The following is a 22,911-nucleotide window of genomic DNA, read 5'->3' on the forward strand; positions in this document are numbered from 1 at the left end:
ATGAAAGTGTTTATAACAGGTGGGACAACTGGAATTGGTCTTGCTTTAGCAAAAGAATATTTGGAGTCAGGTCACACTGTGGGTATTTGTGGAAGAGATCTTTCAAAGCTTCCTGCCGACTTTACAAATAAGTATCCTGCTCTAAAGTCCTATGCTGTAGATGTGACAGATAGAGAATTAGTTAAAAAGACTGTACATGATTTTGCACAAGGTGAACTTGATCTACTAATTGCAAATGCAGGAAGAAGTGTTGGGAGTAAAACAAAGAAACCTGATTTCGATGCTTCTCGCGATGTCTTAAATATTAATATTTTTGGTGTGCTTAATAGCTTTGAAGCGGCCCTTGATATTATGCTCGAAAAAGGAAAGGGCCATATCGTAGCGGTAGGCAGTGTTGCAGGTATGGTGGGGCTTCCTGGTGCCTCAAGTTATTCGGCATCTAAAGCTGCTGTTATTAAACTTTGTGAGTCATATTCACTTGATCTTAAAAAGTGGAATATTGATGTAAGTTGTGTGTGCCCGGGGTTTATCGATACTCCACTGACAAGAAAGAATGATCATTCAATGCCATGGTTGATGGAGGCCGATAGGGCCGCGAAGATGATTAAAAAGGCTTTGGAGAGCAAGAAGAGTCTCTACGTTTTTCCATGGCAAATGAGAAGTGTCATGTTCATCTTAGAAAGGCTTCCGCGCTTTCTCTATAGAAAAATGATGGGCATGAAATTTGCCAATTATTCAAAAGATATTTAATTCAACACCCAAGACTCATCGTAACAAACTGATGGTGAGCTTGGGCAACTCTTGGCCGTTTTGTAGGCATTTTCAGAGCATCTGTAATACTGATTATTTTTTTCTCTGCAGTTTGGATAAATAATGGCATCCAATTGGCCAGAGTAAATCACGTTCTCTTCTAGGAATTGGTTTACAGTAATACTTCTCATAATAGAATCTTTTGGACCTAAGTGACGACAGTTGTAGGCCGTTTTATTGCCTGATTTAATACTTCTTTCATGATATTCGTCTACAAGTCCTAGAAGGTGAAATGTCTCATGGACAATCGTTCCACAGCCAACACCTTGGGCCCAGCGGTCAGAGTAGGAGCGCTCTTTTGCACCGATAATTTTAATATTGGCCTCGCGGGGCCTATCGACGAGATGTTTATGTTTAGAGCGATCGTAGAGAAAAAGGCGAAGCTTGCGGCCTTTTTCGTCATAGAGATGTTTTGCGTATTCATCATAACACTCTTGAGTTCTTTTTCTTGTTTCAAGAATCACAGTTGATTTTTTTCCAGTAGCTTCTTTGGTTGGTTTGAAGTCGATATTAACAAAGACTTGCCATGTCCTTTCGTTTTGTCTTCTTAGAGAATATTTTTGCGAGATACCAGTTTTACTCTTTCCAACATTGGTTACTTTGATCGAAGCGCCCATTTCAAGATCGCTACACTCAGAGGCCGCATGAAGATTAAATGAGAGAAAAAGAAGAAATAAACTAATTTTTTTCATGGGACCATAGTAGGGTCTGATGAAAAAAATGGAAGTGTTTTTGTAAAAAAGACAGATCGCCAAGGAGTAGAGACGATCTGCCTAAGTGTTTGAATTAATATCGCTTTTCGATTTTGTCTTTATTTCTAAAGAGAGTCGAACCAATGCCATTGATAAGTTCAGAGAACTCTATTGAAAGACTCTTTCCACCCACGGTGGCCTGAAAGTTTTCGATATCCATCTCCATTGTTTTCTCTAAATTATGCCAGTCTTCTAGGAATTTTGTTTCAAATTTCCCGATAACCTTCACGTCGTAAAGCTGAGCACCAAATTCTCTAAAACTTCCTTGAAGGGTGTCTGGGTTCAAATTCGATGAACCTCCAAGTAGAACTTTCCCGTCAACTGATGTGATCTTTCTATGGTTCTCTTGATGAAATTCCTGTTCATGTCCATTTGGAAAGGTAAAAGGGATACCATACGTTTTTCTCGCACGTATCTCAATTCCATAGGACTGCATCTCTTTGATGAAAAGTGTATTTGGAAGACCGTTCAAACCAAAGTTTCCATTGTGATCTGCAAGGATCTTTATATCCAAATCAGGCACTTCTAGTTTTCTTTTAATTAGTGCATCGTTAATATACGGATCGTAAATAAAGAGCTGTTCCATATAAACGTTCTTTTTTGCATTTTTGATCATATCAACAAGTTGATTACGAACATTTTTAATTGTTCCATCAACATCGGCCTCTGCAAGTCTCATTGGTTGATCACCAACAACAGGATATTTTTCTTTTTTAATTGCAAACCAATCAAGAATCTCTTTTTTACGAGGAAGATATTTTTTGTTATCAAAACCTTTTTCTTTAAAATAGAAGCAATCTTGCTCAAGCTTATCTTCGGTTAAGGCCGCTTCGATATCGCGATAATATGACGCTTGTACAAGTGCCGCACTTGGACCTTTAACGTAGATGGCATCATCGTAGTAATATCCACCAGAGTGGTCAGTCCAGTTTTTAGAACCAAAGTATGCTTGTGGCCTGTCAGTATTGGCATCAACCACAATAACTTTAGAGTGGTCAATCTTCGATTCGTAATAAGTACTCTTTGACTCCATAAACTTACAAGTCTCTTTTGTCTTTGGAATCAAGTTTGTAATACCAAAAGGTATACCAGGAGGGTGGCGTTGAATATTTGCCTGAAGTAAAGAAACTGTCTTTGCCACTTCTGGCTCAGTTTCAATTCTCTTCTTAATATATTCAAAAACAGGCATCATCTCGCCAAGCATATTATAGTTTGTCGCATAGTCATGAAGAATGAGTACTTTGTAATCAGGATTCGTTTTTCTCTTTATGAGGGCCTGATCAATTAGATACTCAGATAAAGTGGCCCCTAGTGTTCCACCAAAGAGGAAAATATCTATGAACACTGAATCTTTAGAATCATCAATCATATCTCTAATCTTCATATAGATCGGATCTTCTTTGAAAATTATGTGTCCTGTTGGGTCTTCGGCCGTAGGCATTTTGATAAAGTCAGAGTCAAAGTCCAGACTTCCACCATTGAAGATGACGCGATCATTTAGCCATTTGATACGATCAAGGTCTCTTTTGTTCTCTGAGATCACATCAACTTTATTTCCTTTTACGATACCGAGATAAGAAAGTACGTAAGGATCGTAATCTTTTAGCTCTGCAGAAATTTTTCGAGAGATGATTTTCTCATTGCGAATAGCACTCGCAAAAGCAGTACTTCCACCTTCTTTGGCCATTAAAGCGGCCTTTTTCTGAATGAGTGGGTAAGCAATAGTTGCAAGATTTTCTGTTGTAACATTTTCAGTAGTGAGAGTTCTAAGAATTGTTACGGCCTCGGACTTCTCACTTGCGGGTTTGATTGGGTTATCAATATAATCCCTAACAGTAAGTACATTATAGAACATATAAAAAGACAGAACCTTTTCAACTTTTTTTGAGTCAGGCTTTATAAATCGCCAATAGACTAGAGGACGTAAAATACTCTCTGGTACTTTAGAGTCTAAATGTTTAACAAACTCTAGAACTTCTTTCTTTTTCTTCTTAGGTAAATCATCTACAAGTTCTGAAAAATCATCAAATCTTGCATAAGCTGGATTTCCAAAGATATCTTCATAGGTTTCGAGATAAATCTTTTGTGTAAGGATACGATCCTTAACGTTGACGAGATCAGCTGCAAAGGAAGTTGAAATCGCTTGGGTAAAAAGTATTGTCGATAAGACCATTGATTTTATTTTCATGGTCACTCCTTATTTAATATCTTTTGAAAAAGTATTCAATTTTAACTGCGAGATGACTTCGTCTTTAGAGTCTTCGAGTAGTTCTTTCTTAAACCATCTTTGGGCCTGCATATCGTCAGATGCATTTCGATGATGAGCAGAAAAGTCTTGTCTAAGATTAATTTTACTTTCGTATGTAAATTTCTTTTCTTTGAACGAATAAACCAGTTTTTCAACTTTCGCTTTATATTCTTCGCCATCATACTTTCCATAAATATGAAGATCACTTGTTGTGATATCTTTGCCATTTATAAAAGACATAAAGCGAGACCAAAGGTTTCTCTTCTTTATTTTTAAATCTGAGATTTCTCCAAATGAAATTTCCAATCTGTCATTTTCTGGAACAAGTTCTTTGAGATTAAATGATTTAATAAGATCCACAGTTAGAATATGTTCTTTGCTGTCATCGACTTCTTTAAGGTGGAGAGTGTCGACAGTGAAGCCCTTTTCTTTAAGATTTAAATTTAGAAGACTTCTGTCGTTAATTCGATAGTATTTTCTAAATTTAATATTTCCCTTAACAATATTTTTCTTGGGATCAGGAATTTTAAAAGCAGGAGTCAAGTCTGCAAGTTCTACGTTTACAGAAATCGCACCAGCTAAGTATTGATAGAGTTCACCATTATTCGGTACTTTATTATTTTTAATAAGCTCTGGTAGTGAGATATCTTGGGCCGTAAGTTTTTTATGAAGTGAACCAGTATTGTCGAGATGGATGAGTTGATTTGTTGAGAGTTCATGATGATAGTCAATAGAACTAATTACTCTTGGAGTAAAAATAAAATCAATCTGAAAGTTTCCATCGAAGATTTTGTAGACATAAAGGGTTTTAACAAATTTATCCATCACTTCAGAGACGAGATTCTTTTTCATGGCAACTGTTAGTGTTGCATCTGGATTGTCTCCAGCATTAAGTTCCATGAATGTTTTTCCGAAGGCCGCATGGAGTGCTTCTTTTGCTTTAGTGTTTATGTACTCTTTATCTGTATCTGATGAAAAACGTACCTGCACATCATAGTTCAAATAGTTTTTAAATTTATCAGGAAGAAAATAATCCTTATAGACGTCTGTATCAAGGTCTGTAAGAAAATTAGCGGGGGAGCGTTCGGCCCTTTTTTGACTTTCCCAAAACGGAGTAGGCCTAAGGTCTTGTTGGACGAGATAATTCGTTCCAATGGCCAAGGACATGACCGCTAGTCCTGAGAAAATTACTTTTTGTGTGGAATTTGGCATAAGTACCCCATTTACCAGTTATAGATTCCCTATCTTTTCGGTCAGGTACTTGAAAAAAGTGAATGAATTATCGATGAAGTTCCTAAAATCAGCTAGATATGTGCTCTTTTATTAACTGAAGTAAAATATCTCCCTGCTCATGGTGAGGCCAATGACCACAATCCTTGAGCTTATGAATTCGAGCATGGGGGTAGTAGATCAGTGCTTTCTCACTCAAACCTGGTGTAAAAAAAGGATCACTGTCCCCATAGATGATACAAGGACTCGCTGTTAGGTTTTTACTGATCGCCGTCTTTTTATAAAATCTAAGGGCCCGATACCAGTTGAGCATTGATGTTATATTTTTTGACCATATAAGATCAAAGTTTGAAGTATTTGGATGGCCACTATTTTTTAAGAGCTTCTTGATAAATTTAAACTGAGTTCTTTTAAAAATAAACTCGGGAATAAGAGGGAGCTGGGCCAAGAAGATATAAAAGCTCTTTAGAAGTTGCGCGGGATTATGAGTAAGCTCATTGTGAAAAATTTGATAATGAGGAGCACTAATCGTAATGAGTCCATTAAGCGATTGCGGATAATGATCATTCAAATACCATGCAAGAACTCCTCCCCAGTCATGACCTACAAGTTGAACATTCTTTAATCCACTTACATTAAGTAGTTCGATGATATCTTTAGCGAGAGAGTGGAGGGTGTACATAGAAAGAGATGAGTTATCTGATGAGTCTCCAAAACCTCTTAGGTCGGGGATAATTATATAATGACCATCTTTAGCAAGATCAAGGGCGAAGGATTCCCACTCATTTGAACTTTCTGGAAAGCCGTGAAGTAAAAGAATGGGTCTATCATTTGGTTGTCCAATTTCTTTTACACACATGATTAAATTTTGTTTTTTAAGTTCTATTCGTTTAGTATTAATCATAGAAACCTTATGGCAAATAAAAACAAACGATCACCATTTTCGAAGGCCCTAGTTCATGTGAATCTATCTCATATTCCTGGACCTAGAGGTTTGCTTTTTTTCAATTATGTGAAGCTCTTTCAAAATAATATTCTAGGAGCTTTTACAAGAGTCTACAGAGACTACGGTCATATTGCTAGTTTTCCATGGCCAATGAATTCAATAATCATTTATTCTCCATCTTTTGCGAAAAAGGTTCTAGTTGAAAGTAGCAAGAATTACATAAAGGGAGAGCAAATAGAAGAGTTGAGAGCTGTTGTTGGAAATGGGCTTGCTACAAATAATGACCACGAGTCTTGGAAAAAAAGTCGATCGATCATTTCTAAAGTGTTCACGAAAAATGCCGTTGATAGTTTTTGTCCTAAATTTGAACAATTAACTCTTAATCTCTTTGAAAATTGGCTTAGCAGGTTTGAAAATAAAACTTGGACAACAGATATTTGTGAACAGATGAAATTTTTGACATTTAATATTGCTGCTCAAACTCTTTTGGGTGCAAATTTAGATGAGAAAAATGCCTCTATCGTTAATAAAGCAGTTCATTTTACATCGATTGTTACTTACGAAAGAATCTTTAAATTTTTTCCACTTCCTTATTGGTTGCCGACAAAAACTCATCGTGAATTTCATCAGCATTTCAATTCAATGAATGAGATTGTTCTTAATATCATTAATGATGAAAAGAATAATCCTAGTAATCCAGATGAACGTAGTATTTTGCAAAGACTTGTTCATGCCCATGATGAAGAAACAGGGCATCGATTTTCTCAAACAGAGCTGCGCGATGAGGCGCTAACTTTAATGTTGGCAGGTCATGAAACTTCGGCCCATTCATTAACTTGGATTATTGGTCTTCTTGCAAAAAACACAACAGTTCAAAGAAGGCTTCAACAGGAAATCGATCTGTTTGACGATATTAAATCCAATGAAATTTTCGAGAAAATGACATATCTGCAGGCCATTATAAAAGAAGGGATGAGACTTTATCCTGCTTTTCCTGTTCTTTCTCGAAAAGCAAATGGTGAAGATCAAATTGGTGACTATCATATCCCTAAAAATACCAATGTGGTTATTCCAATTTTTGTTATGCAAAGAAGTGAAGAGTTTTGGGATAGGCCCTTAGATTTTGATCCTGAGCGATTTACAAATGGTGAAAATGATCGCACTTATAAGTCTCTGCCATTTTCAAGAGGTCCAAGACGTTGTGTCGCTGAAACTTTTGCAATGGTGGAAATGTCGATTATTCTCTTTCATTTATTCAAAAGGTATAATGTAGAACTTATCCAGAAGGACTTACCAGAAGCTGTGGCCTCAGTTAGCTTGAAGCCACTTGATGGTATGCCTGTTAGATTAACATTGAGAAGTTAAATCTCTTTTTTATGCCCCCAAATTCCTGCAAGGTCAAAGTAAGATAATACTTTGTTTGAAGAATTATTCATTTTAAATTCTTCATACGTATCTGAACTTCCTTCCACTGTAATAAGTGGGCTTAGTAGTCTTTTATTGTTATATTTTTTTGGATTAAAAATACTCAAATTAATGTGATGGCTTTTGTGGTAGTAGCCACCCATAGTGAAGAAGTTCGCAACTTTGTAAAAGAGATTATGATCGAGGTTTACGACTTCAACCGAACCGTCAGCATTATCTCTATGGCAGGCATAATTAATATGAGCGAAGATCATATAGTTTGTAAGAAGTGATACGAGATAGAACAAGAAAAATAGTGTTTTGCCAAAAAACGTGTACCACATCGCAAGTTTAGCGATAAGATTAAGATGAAAAACAATTGTTTGCATTAGCATGATCGTTTCATAATCTTTATTTTTTCCGTGAATATGAAATAAGTATTTTTTAGCAGTTTGAATCATGTATCTCATTGGAGCGGATACAAAGACTAAAAATGTCATTCCTTTTGGATTTACAGGATCAAATTCTTTATCAGAATATTTATGGTGTAGAGAATGAATCATCACGAAGTTTGCATGTCCATAGAGAACCCAAGCTCCACAAAAAATCCCAACAACTCTGTTGAGTAGGTTTGATTTAATATTATCATGAGATGAATTATGAAGTAGGGAAGATAGTGTCAGTCCAAAGATTATGGCAAAAGGTAATAAAAAAAGAGATGTTGAAATAGAGCTAAATTCAGTTAAAGGAGAGTACTGATAAAAAAAGAAGGTCATCAGTATGGTTAATAAAAGATCACCTACATATCTTTTTAATAAGTCGTAGCGATCCCTATTTATCTGTGTAAATATGGCCGAAGCTTTCATTAATTTTAGATCCTGTCTCTGTGTTGTGTTTATAAACTGTTATCACGATTCATAGAGAAAAAGTATTGAGGTTGAAATTATTTCTAGGGCACCTTTAACGTATCTCAAGTTGGGTCACATGTATATTGTGTGCGGTCTTTATCCACTTGATATTAAAGTGATAGAAGTTCATTCCAAAGCTCTCTGAAGGGGTTTCTTTGTATTGAGGAGATGGATCGAGCCTTAGAACTTCAATGATCTGATTTTTAAGATTAGGAATATTAGAGGCCTCAATTTCTAATAGGGCATCTTGTGAAAAAGAGACATCATAGCATTCATTTTTAATTTGTCTTTTAGTCCAGCCAAAGCTCGCACTATGTTCACTATCTTCTTCGATAAATGGACGTATATCTAATATTGGAGTGCCATCTAAAGCGTCGAGTCCAAAGACGTGCAAGTGAACTTTGTTTCCAGATTTTTCAATTTTTTGAATTTTGACTTTAGATAGTCCTAAAGCATTTGGTCTATTGGGTGAGCGTGTTGCAAAAACACCAATTTTTTCATTTCCGCCAAGCCTAGGTGGTCTTACGACACTTTGAAAATGATCGTAATTAAATTTATGAAAATAAAAAGTCACCCAAATATGGGAGAAGCCTTCTAATTCTCTGAAAGCATCAAGATCGGAATACTCTTTTTCAAAAATAAGAATAGCAGGAACACTAGGAGTTAATCCTGCCTGTCTTGGAATTCCAAACTTTTCTTTGAAGGGTGATTGAACGTATGCAATGGCCTTGACGTTAATCATTTTTATAAGCTTCTGGATTTTCTGCCCAAAATTGAACAAATTCTTCCATATAGCTTAGCTTCGATAGATCGGTAATACGATCAACATATAATTTCCCGAAGAGGTGATCGAGCTCATGTTGAAAGACTGTCGCTAAAAAATCTTCTGCGATAATTGTTTGCGCTTGAGCATTAAGGTCTAAGTAATCAATTTGTACTTTTCTTGGTCTTTGGACGAAGCCTCGCAATCCAGGAACAGAAAGACACCCTTCCCAAAATCCTTGTTGGGTTTCATCAAGTACAGTAATAACCGGATTAATTACAACGATAAGTGGAGAACTTTCCGTTTGAGGATAGCGTGCGCTTTCCTCAGGAATACCAATTAAGGCAACTTGCTTGCTAACTCCTATTTGTGGTGCCGCAATACCAATACCCTGTTCTTCTTCCATAGTATCAAGCATATCTTGGACAAGCTTTTGCGTACTCTCGGCCAGAATTTCTTCTTTTGTTAGAGTTTGTGCAGTTTGGCGAAGTAGAGGATGACCCATTCTTATTACTTTTTGTATGCTCATTTCGACTCCTTAGTCGCCAAATATTTAATTACTTGATAGCCTAATTATATATCATTTTTTAGTTGGAAATAATATGTCAGTAAATATTCTTTTTGTCTGTCTCGGTAATATTTGTCGCTCTCCTGCAGCAGAGGGGGCGTTTATTGATTTAGTTCAAAGGCAGAATGTCGATGGTCTTAATATTGATTCGGCCGGAACTTCTGCCTATCATACGGGGGAGCTTGCTGATCCAAGGATGCGAGAACATGCTCTAAAACGAGGCCTTGATTTAACGTCAAGGGCGAGGCAATTTGTAAAAGAAGATTTTGAAAAATTTGATTACATACTTTGCATGGATCAAAGTAATTACACAAACGTCATGAAACTAGATCCCGAAAAGAATTTTAAAAATAAAGTGTACCTCTTTAGTCACTTTTGTCGTTTTTTCTCTGGCAAAGATGTTCCAGATCCTTACTTTGGTGGAGCCGAGGGTTTTGAAGAAGTTTTAGATATTGTTCAAGATGGATCAATTGGACTTCTCGAACATTTGAAAAAAGCAGGACTCTGTGGAGAGAAATAATTATATCACTCCAAAAGGCTTTAAAAAGCTAGTTGATGAACAAGAACAACTTTTAAAAGTTGAAAGACCTGAGGCCACGCGTATCGTTACTTGGGCGGCCTCTTTAGGGGATCGCTCAGAGAACGCTGATTATCTTTATGGAAAGAAGAAATTGCGTGAAATCGACCGTCGATTGCGTTTTCTTTCTAAGCGTATTGATGCGGCCAATGTTGTAGATCCGGAGTCTATTAAATCATTAAAGGTTCAATTCGGTGCCACGGTTTTAGTGGAGGATGAAGAGGGACGGCAAAAGACTTACTGCATTGTTGGCGAAGATGAAACGAATACGCCTAAAGGCCTAATTAGTTGGAAATCTCCCATTGCAAGAGGTCTTCTTGGAAAGAGTGTAGGCGATAGTGTTGATATTGATACGCCGGTTGGAGAAGTGGAATTAGAAATTTTAGATATAAAATATAAAGAAATATACTAGGAAGGTTTATGGAAGTTTCTTGTCCAGTGTCATTGGGAGAATTAGTCGACAAAATATCAATTCTAAGAATTAAGAAAGTAAATATAGCCGACAAAATAAAGTTAGAAGCAGTGTTTCGTGAGGAAAAACTTCTCAGTGAAATTTTAATTTCGTTATCATTGTCCGAAATCGACAATTATTTGGAAAAGCTGGTTGAAATTAACTCCCGTTTGTGGAAAATAGAGGATGATATCCGAGAAAAAGAGCGAAGCAAACAATTTGATGAACAGTTCATTGAACTTGCTCGCCTTGTTTATATTACAAATGACCAAAGATTCGCTGTGAAAAACGACATAAATCAAAAGTTTGGATCGGCCGTCAAAGAAGTCAAATCATACGAAGAATACTAGGAGTTCCTATGCCAAAATTATCAATCAGTGACAAGTACAGATTGTACGAAGGTTCAGTACAAAATCATGAAGTTGATATTGAATTTGTATCGAGAGAATTCAAGAAAGTTTATAAAAGAATTCCTCTTACATTCAGAGAAGATTTCGGTGGCACTGGGGCAATGGCCTGTGATTGGGTAAAACAATCAAAAAACCACAAAGCTTGGGCCATTGATTTAGATAGTGAGCCAATTGCTTACGGAATTGAAAATCACTATTCAAGATTAAATGAAGAAGAACAAAAAAGAATGAAGTATGTTGAAGGTAATGTTCTTGATAGTCATGGGTTTAAGGCCGATGTTATTTGTGCATTCAACTTTTCATATTTTATTTTTAAGAAAAGAGCTGATCTTGTGAACTATTTCAAAAAAGTTCGTAAAGGTCTCAATGAAGAAGGTTGTTTCTTTGTTGATATTTTCGGTGGCACTGAGGCCCGAGAAGAATTAGTGGAAGAAACTGAGCATGATGATCATACTTACTACTGGGATTGTGATAAGTATAATCCTATTACAGAAGAAGTTCTTTATCATATTCACTTTAAAAAGCATGACAATGGAGTGAAGTACGAAAATGTATTCACTTATGACTGGAGAATGTGGTCTATTGGTGAAATTCGCGACATTATGGAAGAAGCTGGCTTCTCTCAAGTAATTACCTACTGGGAGGGAGAAGACGGTGAAGGCGGTGGAAACGGAGAGTTCTTCCGTACTTCTGAAGCGGAAAATTGCGAATCGTGGGTAACTTATCTTTGTGCAGTAAAATAAAAAAAGGCCAGTTTTAAACTGGCCTTTTTTTATAGAACTAGCATTGCTGCTGAAATGACAACACCTGAATAGACGAGAATTATTAAGCAGTAACCCATAATATCCCTAGCTCCTAAACCAGCAATACCTAGAGCTGGAAGCGCCCAGAATGGTTGGATCATATTTGTCCAAGCATCACCCCATGAAATGGCCATAGAGGTTTTTGCTACTGATACACCGAGCTCTTTTGCAGCAGGTAACATAATTGGCGCTTGAACGGCCCATTGACCTCCTCCTGAAGGAACAAAGAAATTTACAATACCTGCACTTAAAAAAGTGAAGAATGGAAAAGTTTGAGGAGTAGAAATACTCACAAAGAAATTTGAAAGTGCTCCAGCAAGTGAAATACCTTCTGGCCCTTTTGCAACCATGATACCCATGATCCCTGCATAGAAAGGAAATTGCAGAATAATTCCGCTTGAGCTTACAACTGCATTTCTAATTGCCTGAATATAATTCTTTGGAGTCTTATGCAAAATGATTCCAATAAAAAGAAAAATGAAATTTACGATATTTAAATTGAGATCAAGTCCTTTTGTGTAGAAATATTGTCCAATGAAAACAAGGCCCATAAGAGCGAGAAAACCAGAAATCAGCTTACTGTTTTCCATTCTGTCGGCCCATGTATTTGTTGTGTTCATCTTTGGAGTGTGTTCTTTCAAAAGTTCTGGATCTACTACAACAGTATCTACTTCCTTTGGATGCATGAAACAATTTAGAAGAGGAACTGTAAAAAGAAGAATAATGAGAATCACAATATTTTGCATTGAAAATAAAGTTTCGGCGACATCAATAGTTCCAGTGATTGTATTTTGAGTAATTTTTGCAAGATTGCCTTCTGTGGCAATTGTCAAAGGTATAGAGCCAGATAAACCACCGTGCCATACAAGAAATCCTGTATAAGCAGAGGCGATGAGAAGGCGATAATCAACACCCTTTACTTTCTTCGCAATCTCTTTTGCGAAGATGGCCCCAATAACAAGACCAAATCCCCAGTTAAACCAAGAAGCGATAAGTGAAATGAAGGAAACTGCAATAATAGATTGTGCAGGAGTTTTAAGAGTGCTGGCCATTTTTGCTAGAAGAACCGAGAACGGTCCAGAATTGGCCATAGCGTGTCCTAAAACTAAGACCAGAACCATTTGCATTGAAAAAGCTAAAAGGTTCCAAAAGCCAGAATACCAGCCTGTGATAGCATCTATTGGTGTCATTCCAGTAACGGGAGGTGCGCTTAGGAAAACTATAAATGTTAAAAGGGCACAGAAGATAAAAGGGTCAGGAAGAAACTCATTAACAATACGAACTGAGAAACGTATCATTCGATCAAAAATACTTTTTTGCTTTTTACTCATAATAAACATCCTTGTTTATTATATTGTGAAATTAAAAGCCTTCGTTGTAAATAGAAGTGCGAAATCTGTTAAAAAGTGAAAGTAAATAAAAGCATCCATTATTTTCTTTTTTTACTTTTGCAGATAACTCTTTCACATTCACTCTTTCATAATGGGTAGAGAATTGGTTGGACTTCTTTTTGATTTTCATAACGAGATAATCATTACTGTCTTCGATTTTTCCAATGACTCTTGCATTATCAGCAGTCACTACTCCAAGAGGATTACTGTGATCAAGAGGAGTTGAGTTTATCTTAAGTAATTTTCCGTTGGGCATGTAAGTCTCAACAAGTACATTTTCATTTTCTATAATAATTCTTGGAGCACCTCTGATTGTACTGTAGGAGCTATCGGCCAGCAGAACTTCAAATTCATTCTTACGCAAAATAATAGGGTAATCTCCTGTCGGGGTGTGGCCAACGACAATGCGATGTATTCCATCTTGTCTGAGTTTTTTTATTAAATTATTTGAAGGAGCTTTAGGGTTTCCAGAATCTGAAGAGAAGCGGCCATAGATAACACTCTTTGGATTTGTTTTCTTTCCATAAGCAGGAGCATGATAGTCAAAGAGATCATTGCGGTTATAGTCTCCTTCAAACCAAGCGTTGACTTCATTATTTAGCCAATTGTTTAACTTTAGAACCCATTTAGACGTATCAAACTCTCGCAATTCTTGTTTCGGAATATGACCGAAGTTTTCACTTGTGATTGCACCATGAACAAAAATATTTCCATCATAAATGGCACCGATTTCAGCATTTTCTAAATAGACACGCATTCTCCCATTAGGACCAAAATCATCGAGGAAGCTGAGATAGACGTCTTTATCACTAAAAGTTTTACCAGGATTAAATTCTTCCAATTCTCGCCTGCGGTGACCAAAGGCCTCCGCAGCATTCATGCCCGCAAGAAAGGCCTTGAGACGAATCACATCGTTATCTATAGGAGTGACAAAACTTTGAAACTCTTCATATGTAAAATCATCTATATCAAGTCCAATATCTTCTTTGATAATTTTTTTGTACCAAGGAATAACGATGGAAGGAACTTTTTTAGTTTTAGCATTGAAAATATAGCTTAGAATTTTTAGTTTATTAATTTCTCTATTTCCAACAAGTAGAGTGACTCGATCAGGATATCTTTTTTTCAAATCATTGAGAGTATCTAAAATCCTCATTGAACCAGGTCCACGATCAGTAGCATCTCCCAGAAATATAAATCGAGCATCTTCTCTCAGTTGAACCTGTGAATTTTCAAAATATAAAGTATCACCTTGATTGATAAAATCTTCCAAAAGATCGTAATTTCCCTCGAGGTCGCCTACGACACCAATTTTCAAATGATCATTTTTTATGGAACTAGGAGTGCGCCCTTTTTGATTAAGGGAGCAACTTAAGAGTAATAATAGGCAAAAGAGATATAGAAAGCGCACAAGAGCTTATCGGTCAGATATTTCAATAATTTAAGTTGAATTTAGATATCTAGGATCTGGAAGCGATTATCTTTTAATTTAAGTTGCTTAGAGCTTAAATTAAGGACAGCAACAGGCCTGTTTAGCGCATCTTTTTTATGAAGAAGGCCCATGATATTTTCGAGGTCTTTTTCAATTTTCTCCTCACCTGGCTGAAGGTGAGTTAGCGAGAAGTCGTTTCCAAAAGATTCTGTAGAAAAGAAAGTTGTCTTAAAAGATGGTACTTCTGGTTGGGCCGCAAATTGTGTGAGCAGTCCATCGAAGAAATAATCAAGTTCATTAAACCCATTCGGGCGATCGAGCAGTTTTTCATCTGTAATCCAGATAAGTCCTGCTAGATCGGGTGTTAATTGAAATTGAAGTTTTGAATAAAGTTCAGTCATTAGTTTTTGCTTATTTTATCCAAAACGGCATTAATAAATTTCGAACTCTCTGCCCCACCAAACTTTTTCGCCATTTCAACAGCTTCGTTGATAACAACATTCTTTGGAGTTTGAGTCATATAAGTCATTTCATAAACTGCAAGAAGAAGAATTGTAGCATCAACTTTCTCAAGAGTTGTGAAAGTTCTCTTATTTAAAAAAGGAGCAATTTTATCTTTTAGCTCTGGAAGTTTTTCAATTGCACCTTGAATTAGACCTGTTCCAAAGTTTTTAATGTTTGGAGTAAGATCATTCTCTGGGTGCTCTTTGTCTCTTTCAATATAGCTTGTATCAAATTCTTCAAGAGTTGTTTTGAATGCTTCGATATTTGAGTGAAGAAGATCACGAAGATCTGAAAACTCGTTCATTTGTAGCTTGTATAGAAATTTAAAAGCATAAGTTCTTGCTACTGATTTATTGCTGAAGCTGGTCACGGTCACATCCTCTTTCTTCACATGTTTGAATTGCTGCTATATCTTTTTGTAAACTTTTAATAAATGTTTCGATGTCTTTGAAGTTCCAATAAAACGATGCAAATCGTACATAAGAAACAGGATCAAGCTCATAGAGCTTACTCATTGTTAGTAGTCCGATAACATCCGAAGGGACTTCGTCTGCATACTTATTCACTATCTCTCTTTCGACAGAATCAATAAGTTCATTAATTTGTTTAGTCGTTATCGGTCTTTTTTGACAGGCCTTCTTTAGACCTTTAAGAATTTTTTCGCGGTTATAGTTTTCACGGCGTCCATCGTTTTTTGCAACTTCAGGCATTTGAATTTGCAATTGTTCATACGTCGTGAACCTACTGTCACAGCTTAAGCATTTTCTACGCCTACGAATGCACTGGCCTTCTAAGAGAAGACGAGAGTCGATTACTTTTGTATCAGCAGCATTACAACTAGGACAGTGCATAAAAATTCCTTGGAACTAACAGGTTTTTTACCTACTGGAACGTCATAAGGCAAGGGAAAAACAGGAAGTCTGGTTATGTAACTATAAGAAATTTATTGGTTTGAAAGAAGTTCGAGTTATTTTTTCTTAGTAAATTCAAGGATTCCATTTTTTGAATTTCTTGAAAATTCAGCTTGGAAGGATTGTGCACCATGGAATATATCTTGAAAAATACTCGTTAAAGGAGCTTTTGAATTTTTACCATCATCTAAAAAATGTTGGTGACCACCAAAAGTGAGTTGAGAAAAGTCGAGATAATAAGCGTTCTTTGCTAACTCTCGTCGATCAATCTGTGAGGTATTTGATCGGCCGAGTCTTCTACCAGAGAAAAAATCACCATCTTTGTAATCGATGAATTTCGATCCAATTAATACGGCATCATTACTGTTGAAAGTAATATAAATATTTGGAGCAAGTTTAATTTTTTCAATCCATTTTTTATGTTCATCATAAGGAACATCTGAAGCATTTAGAGTGACACTTTCAAAGAGAAATTTTTTTGCTTCAAATTGATGATTTTCGATAAGAGATTTGAAGACAATATTTCCCATTGAGTGGGCCATAAAATGAACTGGTCGTTTTTTAAATAGAGAAGGATACTCATCTTTGAACTCTTGAATTTCTTCGAAGCAATGGGCCAGACGAGATGCCGCATCGATGGCATTTTGTTCAGGTCTGGAAACGGCATTGATCCATGAATCCCAATGAAACATTAAAATATCTAATCCATACCTTTGTTCAAATTCAGGTAAGTAATCTAAACCTTTCTCAGGATGTTTCCCTCTTCCGTGAACAAAGAATAAAATGGGATTTTTCGTATTTTTTCTAAAGAGCTTTTTCAATTCAATTGAAAGATAATCGCAACTTTTACCATTGTGATTATTGGTGCTGTAAAGATCATTGGCCATGATCTTTGAATGAATGAGAAATGTGAGAGCAATTAATATAAATCTCATGCTCCCTTATCGGGAACATGAGAATTTTATTTATTCATTTTCAGATACGACGACAAACCCTCTAAATTCCTTTGCTTTGTAGCCCGTGGCCGCGTCATTGGGATAGAGTTCTTTCAATAATTTACTTACTGGGGCCGCTATCTTTTCACCATGACAAACGAGGCAGGCCGGTTGCATGTAAAGCGGTGAGAGAAGGGCCCTTTTTCCTGATTTCAAAGTCACAACTTTATCGGGCATAGGTTGGTCTGCACTACTTTTAGCAAACTCATTGAGATAGCTTTTAAGCTCTATAGTAGGAGTATTATTTGAGTTTCTCACTTTTAAAGATGTACGAGAGAGAGAATAGTTTTTAGTACTCTCTTTATCAGTTAGGGCCATAGCATTGGTATTGCAAAAACCGATGGCATTCGTGGGTCCACCCTTTCCCATGGCCTCTTTTACATTTGAAAGCAGATTCTTTTTCAAATTGCTCGCTAGGGTCTGAGCTTCTTTTTGATCGAAAGAAAAGGTCGGTAAAGATAGAATTATCAATGGGAAAATCAATAGTTTATGCATAAACACCTCATTTTTTCTATTATACGACAAAGAGCATTTAGGGGCCTTGATCTTGGTCAACAAAAGCTGCCATCGCCATAGAGTGTCTTTATTTTTAGCGCAAAACCCGCTACTGATAGGGCATGAGTGAAGTTAACACACGCTATACATTTCATTATTCTCAACCCAATGAGTACAGATTCTCATTGGATTCGGTTTTCTTGGCCCAAAAAGTTGCTGAACTTTTAAAGTCACAATCAGAGCTAAAAAATAAGAAATTTCTCGATTTATGTAGTGGCTGTGGGGTGATTGGTCTTGAACTTGCGATTTATGAAGATGAAGTTTATCACGTGGACTTTATGGAGGTGCAAGAGATTTATATTGAGCACTTTCAAAAGAATGCAAAAAAACTTTTTGATAATAAAAAGAATTTGAATCTTCATCTGATGAATTATGAAAAGGCCATGTCTGAACCTGCTTTTAAATCTCGTTATGATTTTATTCTTTCGAACCCTCCGTACTTTTTTCAAGGTGAAGGATTGTATTCACCAAGCGAGTTTAAAAATCGATGTCGATTCTTTATGGACAGCTCTTTCGAAGTCTTAATTGAATCAATTTTATATATGCTAAATGAAAATGGTCGTGCTTTTGTTCTCATTAGAGATGGCAAGCATCATGGCAGAACTTTGGTCGAAGAGGTCGTGGAAATTGTTAAAAATAGGGCAAGTGTGCGAATTATCGATAATGTAAGGGGTACAAATGTCGTAGAGATCGCTAAGACGGCGGTAGTTTAGCTTTTCTTATTAGCTCGACATGACTATAATGGCTTAATAATTTTCAAGGAGTATACAATGGCAGCTAGAAAGAGAACAAAGAACAAACTTCACTGTAAAAGAATTGCTAAAAAAAGAAAAATGATCAGAAACAGCAATAGAAAATAATAAGAAGGCCCATATTGAGGGCCTTTTTTTATATCTTCAAAATCTTTTTCACTTCATCATCAGGCGCCAATTGACCACTTCTGTAATCAATTATTTTTCGACGTGTTTGATTTGTGTAATAGATAAGATGAATGAGCACACCAAAAATATCATCTAATTCCATTTTAGAAATTGTAAATCCGGCCTTGAGTTTTGGAATGATAACTGAGTTATTGGTTGCACAATGCCTTGAGTAGATAACTTGAAAGCCTTTGTCTTTAAGTGTTGAAATCGCATTATCCAATATTTTTGAGTAAAGACCTTTTCTTCTATATTCAGGAAGAACGGCCGAATTACACATATAGAAAGTTGTGGCATTTTCTTGGAAGCCCCATGACCAACCAACAAAATTATCTTTTTCATCGAAGGCCGCAATATAAAGATAGTATTCGTTACCAAGATTTTTTCTAAGTTCGGCGATATGGTCTTTCTCTTGTTGCGAGAGGACATCTCTTAAAAAGTAACTATGATCATTTTCAAATACAGTAGCTCTATGTTCATTGTAGAGCTTAAAAAAATCATCTCGCTCTAGATGTCTAATTGTAAAATTTGTCATCAATAAAACTCAAAAAAAAAGGAGGTTCGAAAACCTCCTTTGTATTAATAAACGGGATAGTCTTTACAAAGTTTGAACACTTCAGAGCGAACAGATTTAAGAATAGTTTCATCTTCACTATTTCTTAGCGCCTTAACAATCCAACCCGCAAGAAGATTCATGTGCTCTTCTTTTAGACCACGAGTTGTAATCGCAGGTGTACCAAGGCGAATACCTGAAGTGATAAAAGGAGATCTCTTATCATTTGGAATCATGTTTTTATTACAAGTGATTCCTGCTTTCTCAAGAGTTTGTTCGGCCACTTTCCCCGTAAGGCCAACAGAGTCAGTCTTAACAAGAATAAGGTGGTTATCTGTTCCACCAGAAACAAGATCAACTCCTTCTGCTTGTAGAGCACTTGCTAGTGCTTTTGCATTGTTGATAACTTGTTGTTGGTAAACTTTGTATTGTGGATCTAATGCTTCTTTAAAAGCTACAGCTTTGGCCGCAATGACGTGCTCAAGTGGACCACCTTGAATACCTGGGAAGATATTGAAGTTGATTTTCTTAGCAAGCTCTTCATCGTTAGTCAGAACGATTCCACCTCTTGGACCTCTAAGAGTCTTGTGAGTTGTAGAAGTTACAGCGTGAGCATGAGGAACTGGAGAAGGGTGAAGACCTGCGGCCACAAGACCAGCAATGTGGGCCATGTCTACAACTAGGTAAGCACCAACTTCGTCAGCAATTTCTCTAAATTTTTTGAAATCAATTGTTCTTGAATAAGCGGATGCACCAGCAATAATCATTTTTGGTTTTTCTTTTAGCGCGACTTCACGAACATTGTTGTAATCAATCATTTCAGTTACAGGGTCTAGTCCGTAAGAAACAACTTTGTATAGTCTACCAGAGAAGTTTACAGGAGAGCCGTGAGTAAGGTGTCCACCTTCAGCAAGGTTCATTCCCATAACTGTGTCACCTGGTTCGATTAACGAAAAATATGTTCCCATATTTGCTTGTGAACCAGAGTGAGGTTGAACGTTTGCAAACTTAGCTCCGAAAAGTTCGCATACGCGATCAATTGCAAGTTGCTCTACTGTATCAACGAATTCACATCCACCGTAATATCTCTTCTTAGGAAGACCTTCGGCATATTTATTTGTAAGAACGGAACCCTGAGCTTGCATAACTGCTTTTGACGTATAGTTTTCAGAAGCAATGAGCTCTAGGCCTTCTTCTTGGCGTCCCCATTCTTTGCCGATAAGTTCGGCAATTTGAGGGTCCATCGTTTCAAGTTTTACAGCGTCTTTGTGAAACATTCTTTCTCCTAGTTCCCTGTGTATCTTTTCAGTACAAGAGAAGCATTTGTTGAACCAAATCCAAATGAGTTGTTCAGAGCGTACTCAACTTGTTGAGTTCTTGCTTTGTGAGCGACATAGTCTAGATCACATGCTTCATCTGGGTTATCTAGGTTGATTGTAGGAGGTAAGATACCTTCGTGCAATGCCATTGCACAGAAAATAGTCTCAATACCACCGGCCGCACCAAGAAGGTGACCTGTCATAGATTTTGTTGAGCTTACTGCTAGCTTATAAGCGTGCTCACCAAAAGTTTTCTTTATAGCATTTGTTTCACCGGCATCACCTAGTGGAGTCGAAGTTCCGTGTGCGTTGATGTAACCAATATCTGTTGCATTAATACCTGCATTTTCAAGTGCCATCTTCATACATCTCATTGCACCTTCACCTTCAGGGTGTGGAGCAGAGATGTGGTAAGCATCAGAAGTTGCTCCGTGACCAACAACTTCTGCGTAAATTGTTGCCCCACGAGCTTTAGCTTTTTCTAGATCTTCAAGAATTAAAATACCAGCGCCTTCTCCCATGACAAATCCATCTCTGTCTTTATCAAAGGGGCGTGAAGCTCTATGAGGCTCATCTTGTCTCTTAGAAAGAGCGCGCATAGAAATAAATCCACCAAGACCAAGGTTGCTGATTACGGCTTCCGCACCACCAGTTACCATTGCATCTTGTCTACCCATCATGATTTCAAATGATGCTGCAGAGATTGCGTGAGCTGCTGAAGCACAAGCAGATGAGATAGAGTAGTTAAGACCTTTTAGTCCGTAATTGATACTTAGAAGACCTGAAGTCATATTTGGGATAATTCCCGGAATGAAAAATGGTCCAATTCTTCTTGGCCCTTTTTCAAAAAAGTTTCTAGAAGTTCTCTCGATCTCTGGAAAACCACCGATACCAACACCAAGGATGGCACCAATTCTTTCTGCATCGTAAACAGTGTTGCCTTTTAATCCAGAATTTTTAAGAGCTTCATCTGCTGCGTGAAGAGCAAAGTGAATGAAGCGATCGTAACGAGCGTGTTCTTTTTCATCTAGAATATCATTTGATAATTTAAAGTCTTTAACTTCACCTGCAATTTTAATTGCAAGGGCCTCATCTAAAGGCGTGTCTGTTACAGTTGAAATTCCTGGTTTTCCTTCTTTGATGTTATTCCAAACTTCATTCAAGTCTTTTCCAAGAGCACAAACTGATCCCATCCCAGTGATGGCGACTCTTCTTAATTTCATAGGTCCTCCGCCTTTAATCGCATTGCCAATTAAATAAAAAATTACAGTGATTTCACTGTAAAATTCGCTTATTGGCAACAGTGAGAGGGGTATATTTTTTGGCGAAAATAAGCTAGTGAAAGAACTTTGACCAAAAAGGGGTAACGTTAAGAAATTATTAGTGAATTTTCTTCTTTAAACTGAGAAAAAGCGTTGAGTTTTCGATTCTTTTTACCGATATAGAGCAGGTGAAAGCGCTTTATCTTGTTCTAATCTTAATTTTCTCCGTTTCATGCTCTTCGTTGCATAGCATGAGAAGCCCTGCTTCGTGGTATTCCAATAAGGGTTGCTTTTCAACTTTGGATACTTTTAACGAACCCGTTGTTCGCGTTCATCGACAAGATGAAGCCTATAGGGGAGGAATGGGACTTGGTGTCTTTGTTAACGACGTTCTTGTAACGGGTGAAGGATATCTGTATTCGGGTGAAGAAATTTTTAAAGTGCTCGAACTCGATAATGCGAAACTTTCATTTCTTAAAAAAAATGAATCTCAAGTCCTCTCTCTCGGAGAAGGCTTTGGCTCATTACTCGATCGCTTTTTACGTCATGGAGTAGAAGCGAAGGCCCTCGATCTTTGGTATCACATGAATCATTACCCTGTGGAGAGCTTCACGGGAAAAAAGATGTCAGAGTTCAATAGTAAATATTATGACCATCTTATTCGCGGATCATTTACTAATATTCCTTATCCTAATCGCAGTCTAGATCTTATCGTGGCCTCTATGCTTTTCAATAATATTGCTGATCGCGATGTTTTTATTAAAGGCCTTGAAGAGATGGTTCGCGTTTTAAAAGTTGGTGGAGAGTTAAGGCTTGTTGGTCTACAACCTTACCAAGTCGATTACATATCAAAAATGTATGATGACGTTTTTGAACAAAGAATAGATAAAATTGAAATTGAAAAAGTGACTAAAGATGACACGGTTGTTTTGCTTCCTGTTTACCGTGCCATCCTTCGCAAGATTTAATTAGGCCTTAGTTTTTGTGGCCTTTTTATTCTTCTTTACTTTCGCTTGAGACTTACAAATTTTCTCAAGTTTTTGGGCCTTAGGTTGTCCTTTCCAACAGAAACTTTCTCTTTGTTTTCCTTGTACATTTGAACAAGAAATAACGTTTTGTCCTTTCTTACAACTCATGGCCATGGCCATATTCGGTGCTAGAGTACATAGCGCAGCAAACAATAGAACTTTCATCTAAAA

General features: G+C 36.9%; 26 protein-coding genes. 8 read left to right on the forward strand and 18 right to left on the reverse strand.

What is annotated here, in order from left to right; translation table 11 throughout:
• Complete coding sequence (locus M899_RS01365) at positions 1-750, forward strand: SDR family NAD(P)-dependent oxidoreductase (protein WP_021269600.1); 750 nt, start codon at positions 1-3, stop codon at positions 748-750.
• Here the strand turns inward: M899_RS01365 and M899_RS01370 are convergent.
• The 4 genes from M899_RS01370 to M899_RS01385 form a co-directional block, all read right to left on the reverse strand.
• Positions 747-1,502, reverse strand: a complete 756-nt coding sequence (locus tag M899_RS01370; RefSeq protein ID WP_034727256.1) for a hypothetical protein — start codon at positions 1,500-1,502, stop codon at positions 747-749. The genes M899_RS01365 and M899_RS01370 overlap by 4 nt on opposite strands.
• A gap of 94 nt (positions 1,503-1,596) precedes the next feature.
• Positions 1,597-3,750: a phospholipase D-like domain-containing protein gene (locus M899_RS01375; RefSeq protein ID WP_021269518.1), complete on the reverse strand. Its 2,154-nt coding sequence runs from the start codon at positions 3,748-3,750 to the stop codon at positions 1,597-1,599.
• Positions 3,751-3,759: 9 nt separating this feature from the next.
• On the reverse strand, positions 3,760-5,022 hold the full coding sequence (locus tag M899_RS01380) for a hypothetical protein (RefSeq protein WP_021269563.1): 1,263 nt from the start codon (positions 5,020-5,022) through the stop codon (positions 3,760-3,762).
• A gap of 88 nt (positions 5,023-5,110) precedes the next feature.
• Positions 5,111-5,944 carry an alpha/beta fold hydrolase gene (locus M899_RS01385; protein WP_021269637.1) on the reverse strand — a complete coding sequence of 278 codons (834 nt, stop codon included), beginning with the start codon at positions 5,942-5,944 and terminating at the stop codon, positions 5,111-5,113.
• Between the two features lie 9 nt (positions 5,945-5,953).
• Between M899_RS01385 and M899_RS01390 the strand changes: the two genes are divergently transcribed.
• The gene (locus tag M899_RS01390) at positions 5,954-7,351 is read left to right on the forward strand and encodes a cytochrome P450 (protein WP_021269521.1); all 1,398 of its coding nucleotides are present in this window, start codon (positions 5,954-5,956) and stop codon (positions 7,349-7,351) included.
• Here M899_RS01390 and M899_RS01395 read toward each other — a convergent pair.
• The 3 genes from M899_RS01395 to def form a co-directional block, all read right to left on the reverse strand.
• On the reverse strand, positions 7,348-8,256 hold the full coding sequence (locus M899_RS01395) for a fatty acid desaturase (protein WP_021269627.1): 909 nt from the start codon (positions 8,254-8,256) through the stop codon (positions 7,348-7,350). The two genes, M899_RS01390 and M899_RS01395, sit on opposite strands and share 4 nt — an antisense overlap.
• Positions 8,257-8,350: 94 nt before the next feature.
• Entirely contained in the window at positions 8,351-9,040 is a 690-nt protein-coding gene (tsaA, locus tag M899_RS01400) for a tRNA (N6-threonylcarbamoyladenosine(37)-N6)-methyltransferase TrmO (RefSeq protein ID WP_021269582.1), read from the reverse strand.
• Positions 9,033-9,590 carry a peptide deformylase gene (def, locus tag M899_RS01405; protein WP_021269630.1) on the reverse strand — a complete coding sequence of 186 codons (558 nt, stop codon included), beginning with the start codon at positions 9,588-9,590 and terminating at the stop codon, positions 9,033-9,035. Before def ends, tsaA begins: the two co-directional genes overlap by 8 nt.
• A gap of 73 nt (positions 9,591-9,663) precedes the next feature.
• Here def and M899_RS01410 point away from each other — a divergent pair, with 73 nt between their 5' ends.
• From M899_RS01410 to M899_RS01425, 4 genes are read left to right on the forward strand one after another with little or no spacing between them, the layout of a single operon-like run.
• The gene (locus tag M899_RS01410; RefSeq protein WP_021269558.1) at positions 9,664-10,149 is read left to right on the forward strand and encodes a low molecular weight protein-tyrosine-phosphatase; all 486 of its coding nucleotides are present in this window, start codon (positions 9,664-9,666) and stop codon (positions 10,147-10,149) included.
• Entirely contained in the window at positions 10,136-10,618 is a 483-nt protein-coding gene (greB, locus tag M899_RS01415; protein WP_021269603.1) for a transcription elongation factor GreB, read from the forward strand. Before M899_RS01410 ends, greB begins: the two co-directional genes overlap by 14 nt.
• An 8-nt stretch (positions 10,619-10,626) precedes the next feature.
• On the forward strand, positions 10,627-11,007 hold the full coding sequence (locus M899_RS01420; RefSeq protein WP_021269540.1) for a hypothetical protein: 381 nt from the start codon (positions 10,627-10,629) through the stop codon (positions 11,005-11,007).
• Between the two features lie 8 nt (positions 11,008-11,015).
• The gene (locus M899_RS01425) at positions 11,016-11,810 is read left to right on the forward strand and encodes a class I SAM-dependent methyltransferase (RefSeq protein ID WP_021269579.1); all 795 of its coding nucleotides are present in this window, start codon (positions 11,016-11,018) and stop codon (positions 11,808-11,810) included.
• 29 nt (positions 11,811-11,839) lie between these two features.
• Here M899_RS01425 and M899_RS01430 read toward each other — a convergent pair whose 3' ends face one another.
• The 7 genes from M899_RS01430 to M899_RS01460 form a co-directional block, all read right to left on the reverse strand.
• Entirely contained in the window at positions 11,840-13,201 is a 1,362-nt protein-coding gene (locus M899_RS01430) for a short-chain fatty acid transporter (protein WP_021269522.1), read from the reverse strand.
• Positions 13,202-13,232: 31 nt separating this feature from the next.
• Positions 13,233-14,579, reverse strand: a complete 1,347-nt coding sequence (locus M899_RS01435) for a metallophosphoesterase (RefSeq protein ID WP_021269505.1) — start codon at positions 14,577-14,579, stop codon at positions 13,233-13,235.
• 134 nt (positions 14,580-14,713) lie between these two features.
• A complete protein-coding gene (locus tag M899_RS01440) occupies positions 14,714-15,094 on the reverse strand; it encodes a hypothetical protein (protein ID WP_021269578.1) in 381 nt (126 codons plus the stop codon).
• Positions 15,094-15,567, reverse strand: coding sequence for a transcription antitermination factor NusB (nusB, locus tag M899_RS17350; protein ID WP_052610292.1), 474 nt, complete (start codon positions 15,565-15,567; stop codon positions 15,094-15,096). Before nusB ends, M899_RS01440 begins: the two co-directional genes overlap by 1 nt.
• Positions 15,548-16,048: a transcriptional regulator NrdR gene (gene nrdR, locus M899_RS01450; protein ID WP_034727263.1), complete on the reverse strand. Its 501-nt coding sequence runs from the start codon at positions 16,046-16,048 to the stop codon at positions 15,548-15,550. Before nrdR ends, nusB begins: the two co-directional genes overlap by 20 nt.
• Before the next feature lie 116 nt (positions 16,049-16,164).
• A complete protein-coding gene (locus M899_RS01455) occupies positions 16,165-17,043 on the reverse strand; it encodes an alpha/beta hydrolase (RefSeq protein ID WP_021269622.1) in 879 nt (292 codons plus the stop codon).
• Positions 17,044-17,073: 30 nt separating this feature from the next.
• Complete coding sequence (locus M899_RS01460; protein WP_021269535.1) at positions 17,074-17,598, reverse strand: Tll0287-like domain-containing protein; 525 nt, start codon at positions 17,596-17,598, stop codon at positions 17,074-17,076.
• Between the two features lie 122 nt (positions 17,599-17,720).
• Between M899_RS01460 and M899_RS01465 the strand changes: the two genes are divergently transcribed.
• Positions 17,721-18,371 (forward strand): methyltransferase, encoded by a 651-nt coding sequence (locus M899_RS01465; RefSeq protein WP_021269553.1) that lies wholly within the window; start codon positions 17,721-17,723, stop codon positions 18,369-18,371.
• A 175-nt stretch (positions 18,372-18,546) separates the two neighbouring features.
• Here M899_RS01465 and M899_RS17355 read toward each other — a convergent pair whose 3' ends face one another.
• The 3 genes from M899_RS17355 to fabF are packed head-to-tail and all read right to left on the reverse strand — an operon-like array spanning position 18,547 to position 21,673.
• A complete protein-coding gene (locus tag M899_RS17355) occupies positions 18,547-19,113 on the reverse strand; it encodes a GNAT family N-acetyltransferase (RefSeq protein ID WP_021269617.1) in 567 nt (188 codons plus the stop codon).
• A 44-nt stretch (positions 19,114-19,157) separates the two neighbouring features.
• Positions 19,158-20,408 carry a serine hydroxymethyltransferase gene (gene glyA / locus M899_RS01475; RefSeq protein ID WP_021269614.1) on the reverse strand — a complete coding sequence of 417 codons (1,251 nt, stop codon included), beginning with the start codon at positions 20,406-20,408 and terminating at the stop codon, positions 19,158-19,160.
• 8 nt (positions 20,409-20,416) lie between these two features.
• On the reverse strand, positions 20,417-21,673 hold the full coding sequence (gene fabF, locus M899_RS01480) for a beta-ketoacyl-ACP synthase II (RefSeq protein WP_021269528.1): 1,257 nt from the start codon (positions 21,671-21,673) through the stop codon (positions 20,417-20,419).
• A gap of 338 nt (positions 21,674-22,011) precedes the next feature.
• Here fabF and M899_RS01485 point away from each other — a divergent pair, with 338 nt between their 5' ends.
• Positions 22,012-22,680 (forward strand): class I SAM-dependent methyltransferase, encoded by a 669-nt coding sequence (locus M899_RS01485; RefSeq protein WP_021269624.1) that lies wholly within the window; start codon positions 22,012-22,014, stop codon positions 22,678-22,680.
• Here the strand turns inward: M899_RS01485 and M899_RS01490 are convergent, their stop codons facing one another.
• Positions 22,681-22,905 carry a hypothetical protein gene (locus M899_RS01490; RefSeq protein WP_021269513.1) on the reverse strand — a complete coding sequence of 75 codons (225 nt, stop codon included), beginning with the start codon at positions 22,903-22,905 and terminating at the stop codon, positions 22,681-22,683. It lies immediately after the preceding gene.
• Positions 22,906-22,911 lie beyond the last annotated feature (6 nt).

This window comes from Bacteriovorax sp. BSW11_IV (assembly GCF_000447755.1).
Taxonomy (GTDB): domain Bacteria; phylum Bdellovibrionota; class Bacteriovoracia; order Bacteriovoracales; family Bacteriovoracaceae; genus BSW11-IV.

Excerpts from the sequence above, each read along its gene's own strand:
- M899_RS01410 (WP_021269558.1), top strand. The coding sequence starts at position 9,664 with ATGTCAGTAAATATTCTTTTTGTCTGTCTCGGTAATATTTGTCGCTCT.
- M899_RS01460 (WP_021269535.1), bottom strand. The coding sequence starts at position 17,598 with ATGCATAAACTATTGATTTTCCCATTGATAATTCTATCTTTACCGACC.
- M899_RS01395 (WP_021269627.1), bottom strand. The coding sequence starts at position 8,256 with ATGAAAGCTTCGGCCATATTTACACAGATAAATAGGGATCGCTACGAC.
- M899_RS01425 (WP_021269579.1), top strand. The coding sequence starts at position 11,016 with ATGCCAAAATTATCAATCAGTGACAAGTACAGATTGTACGAAGGTTCA.
- M899_RS01420 (WP_021269540.1), top strand. The coding sequence starts at position 10,627 with ATGGAAGTTTCTTGTCCAGTGTCATTGGGAGAATTAGTCGACAAAATA.
- M899_RS01385 (WP_021269637.1), bottom strand. The coding sequence starts at position 5,944 with ATGATTAATACTAAACGAATAGAACTTAAAAAACAAAATTTAATCATG.
- M899_RS01465 (WP_021269553.1), top strand. The coding sequence starts at position 17,721 with ATGAGTGAAGTTAACACACGCTATACATTTCATTATTCTCAACCCAAT.
- M899_RS01455 (WP_021269622.1), bottom strand. The coding sequence starts at position 17,043 with ATGAGATTTATATTAATTGCTCTCACATTTCTCATTCATTCAAAGATC.
- M899_RS01375 (WP_021269518.1), bottom strand. The coding sequence starts at position 3,750 with ATGAAAATAAAATCAATGGTCTTATCGACAATACTTTTTACCCAAGCG.
- M899_RS01370 (WP_034727256.1), bottom strand. The coding sequence starts at position 1,502 with ATGAAAAAAATTAGTTTATTTCTTCTTTTTCTCTCATTTAATCTTCAT.
- M899_RS17355 (WP_021269617.1), bottom strand. The coding sequence starts at position 19,113 with ATGACAAATTTTACAATTAGACATCTAGAGCGAGATGATTTTTTTAAG.
- M899_RS01490 (WP_021269513.1), bottom strand. The coding sequence starts at position 22,905 with ATGAAAGTTCTATTGTTTGCTGCGCTATGTACTCTAGCACCGAATATG.
- M899_RS01380 (WP_021269563.1), bottom strand. The coding sequence starts at position 5,022 with ATGCCAAATTCCACACAAAAAGTAATTTTCTCAGGACTAGCGGTCATG.
- tsaA (WP_021269582.1), bottom strand. The coding sequence starts at position 9,040 with ATGATTAACGTCAAGGCCATTGCATACGTTCAATCACCCTTCAAAGAA.
- M899_RS01390 (WP_021269521.1), top strand. The coding sequence starts at position 5,954 with ATGGCAAATAAAAACAAACGATCACCATTTTCGAAGGCCCTAGTTCAT.
- nrdR (WP_034727263.1), bottom strand. The coding sequence starts at position 16,048 with ATGCACTGTCCTAGTTGTAATGCTGCTGATACAAAAGTAATCGACTCT.
- M899_RS01365 (WP_021269600.1), top strand. The coding sequence starts at position 1 with ATGAAAGTGTTTATAACAGGTGGGACAACTGGAATTGGTCTTGCTTTA.
- M899_RS01430 (WP_021269522.1), bottom strand. The coding sequence starts at position 13,201 with ATGAGTAAAAAGCAAAAAAGTATTTTTGATCGAATGATACGTTTCTCA.
- glyA (WP_021269614.1), bottom strand. The coding sequence starts at position 20,408 with ATGTTTCACAAAGACGCTGTAAAACTTGAAACGATGGACCCTCAAATT.
- M899_RS01440 (WP_021269578.1), bottom strand. The coding sequence starts at position 15,094 with ATGACTGAACTTTATTCAAAACTTCAATTTCAATTAACACCCGATCTA.
- def (WP_021269630.1), bottom strand. The coding sequence starts at position 9,590 with ATGAGCATACAAAAAGTAATAAGAATGGGTCATCCTCTACTTCGCCAA.
- fabF (WP_021269528.1), bottom strand. The coding sequence starts at position 21,673 with ATGAAATTAAGAAGAGTCGCCATCACTGGGATGGGATCAGTTTGTGCT.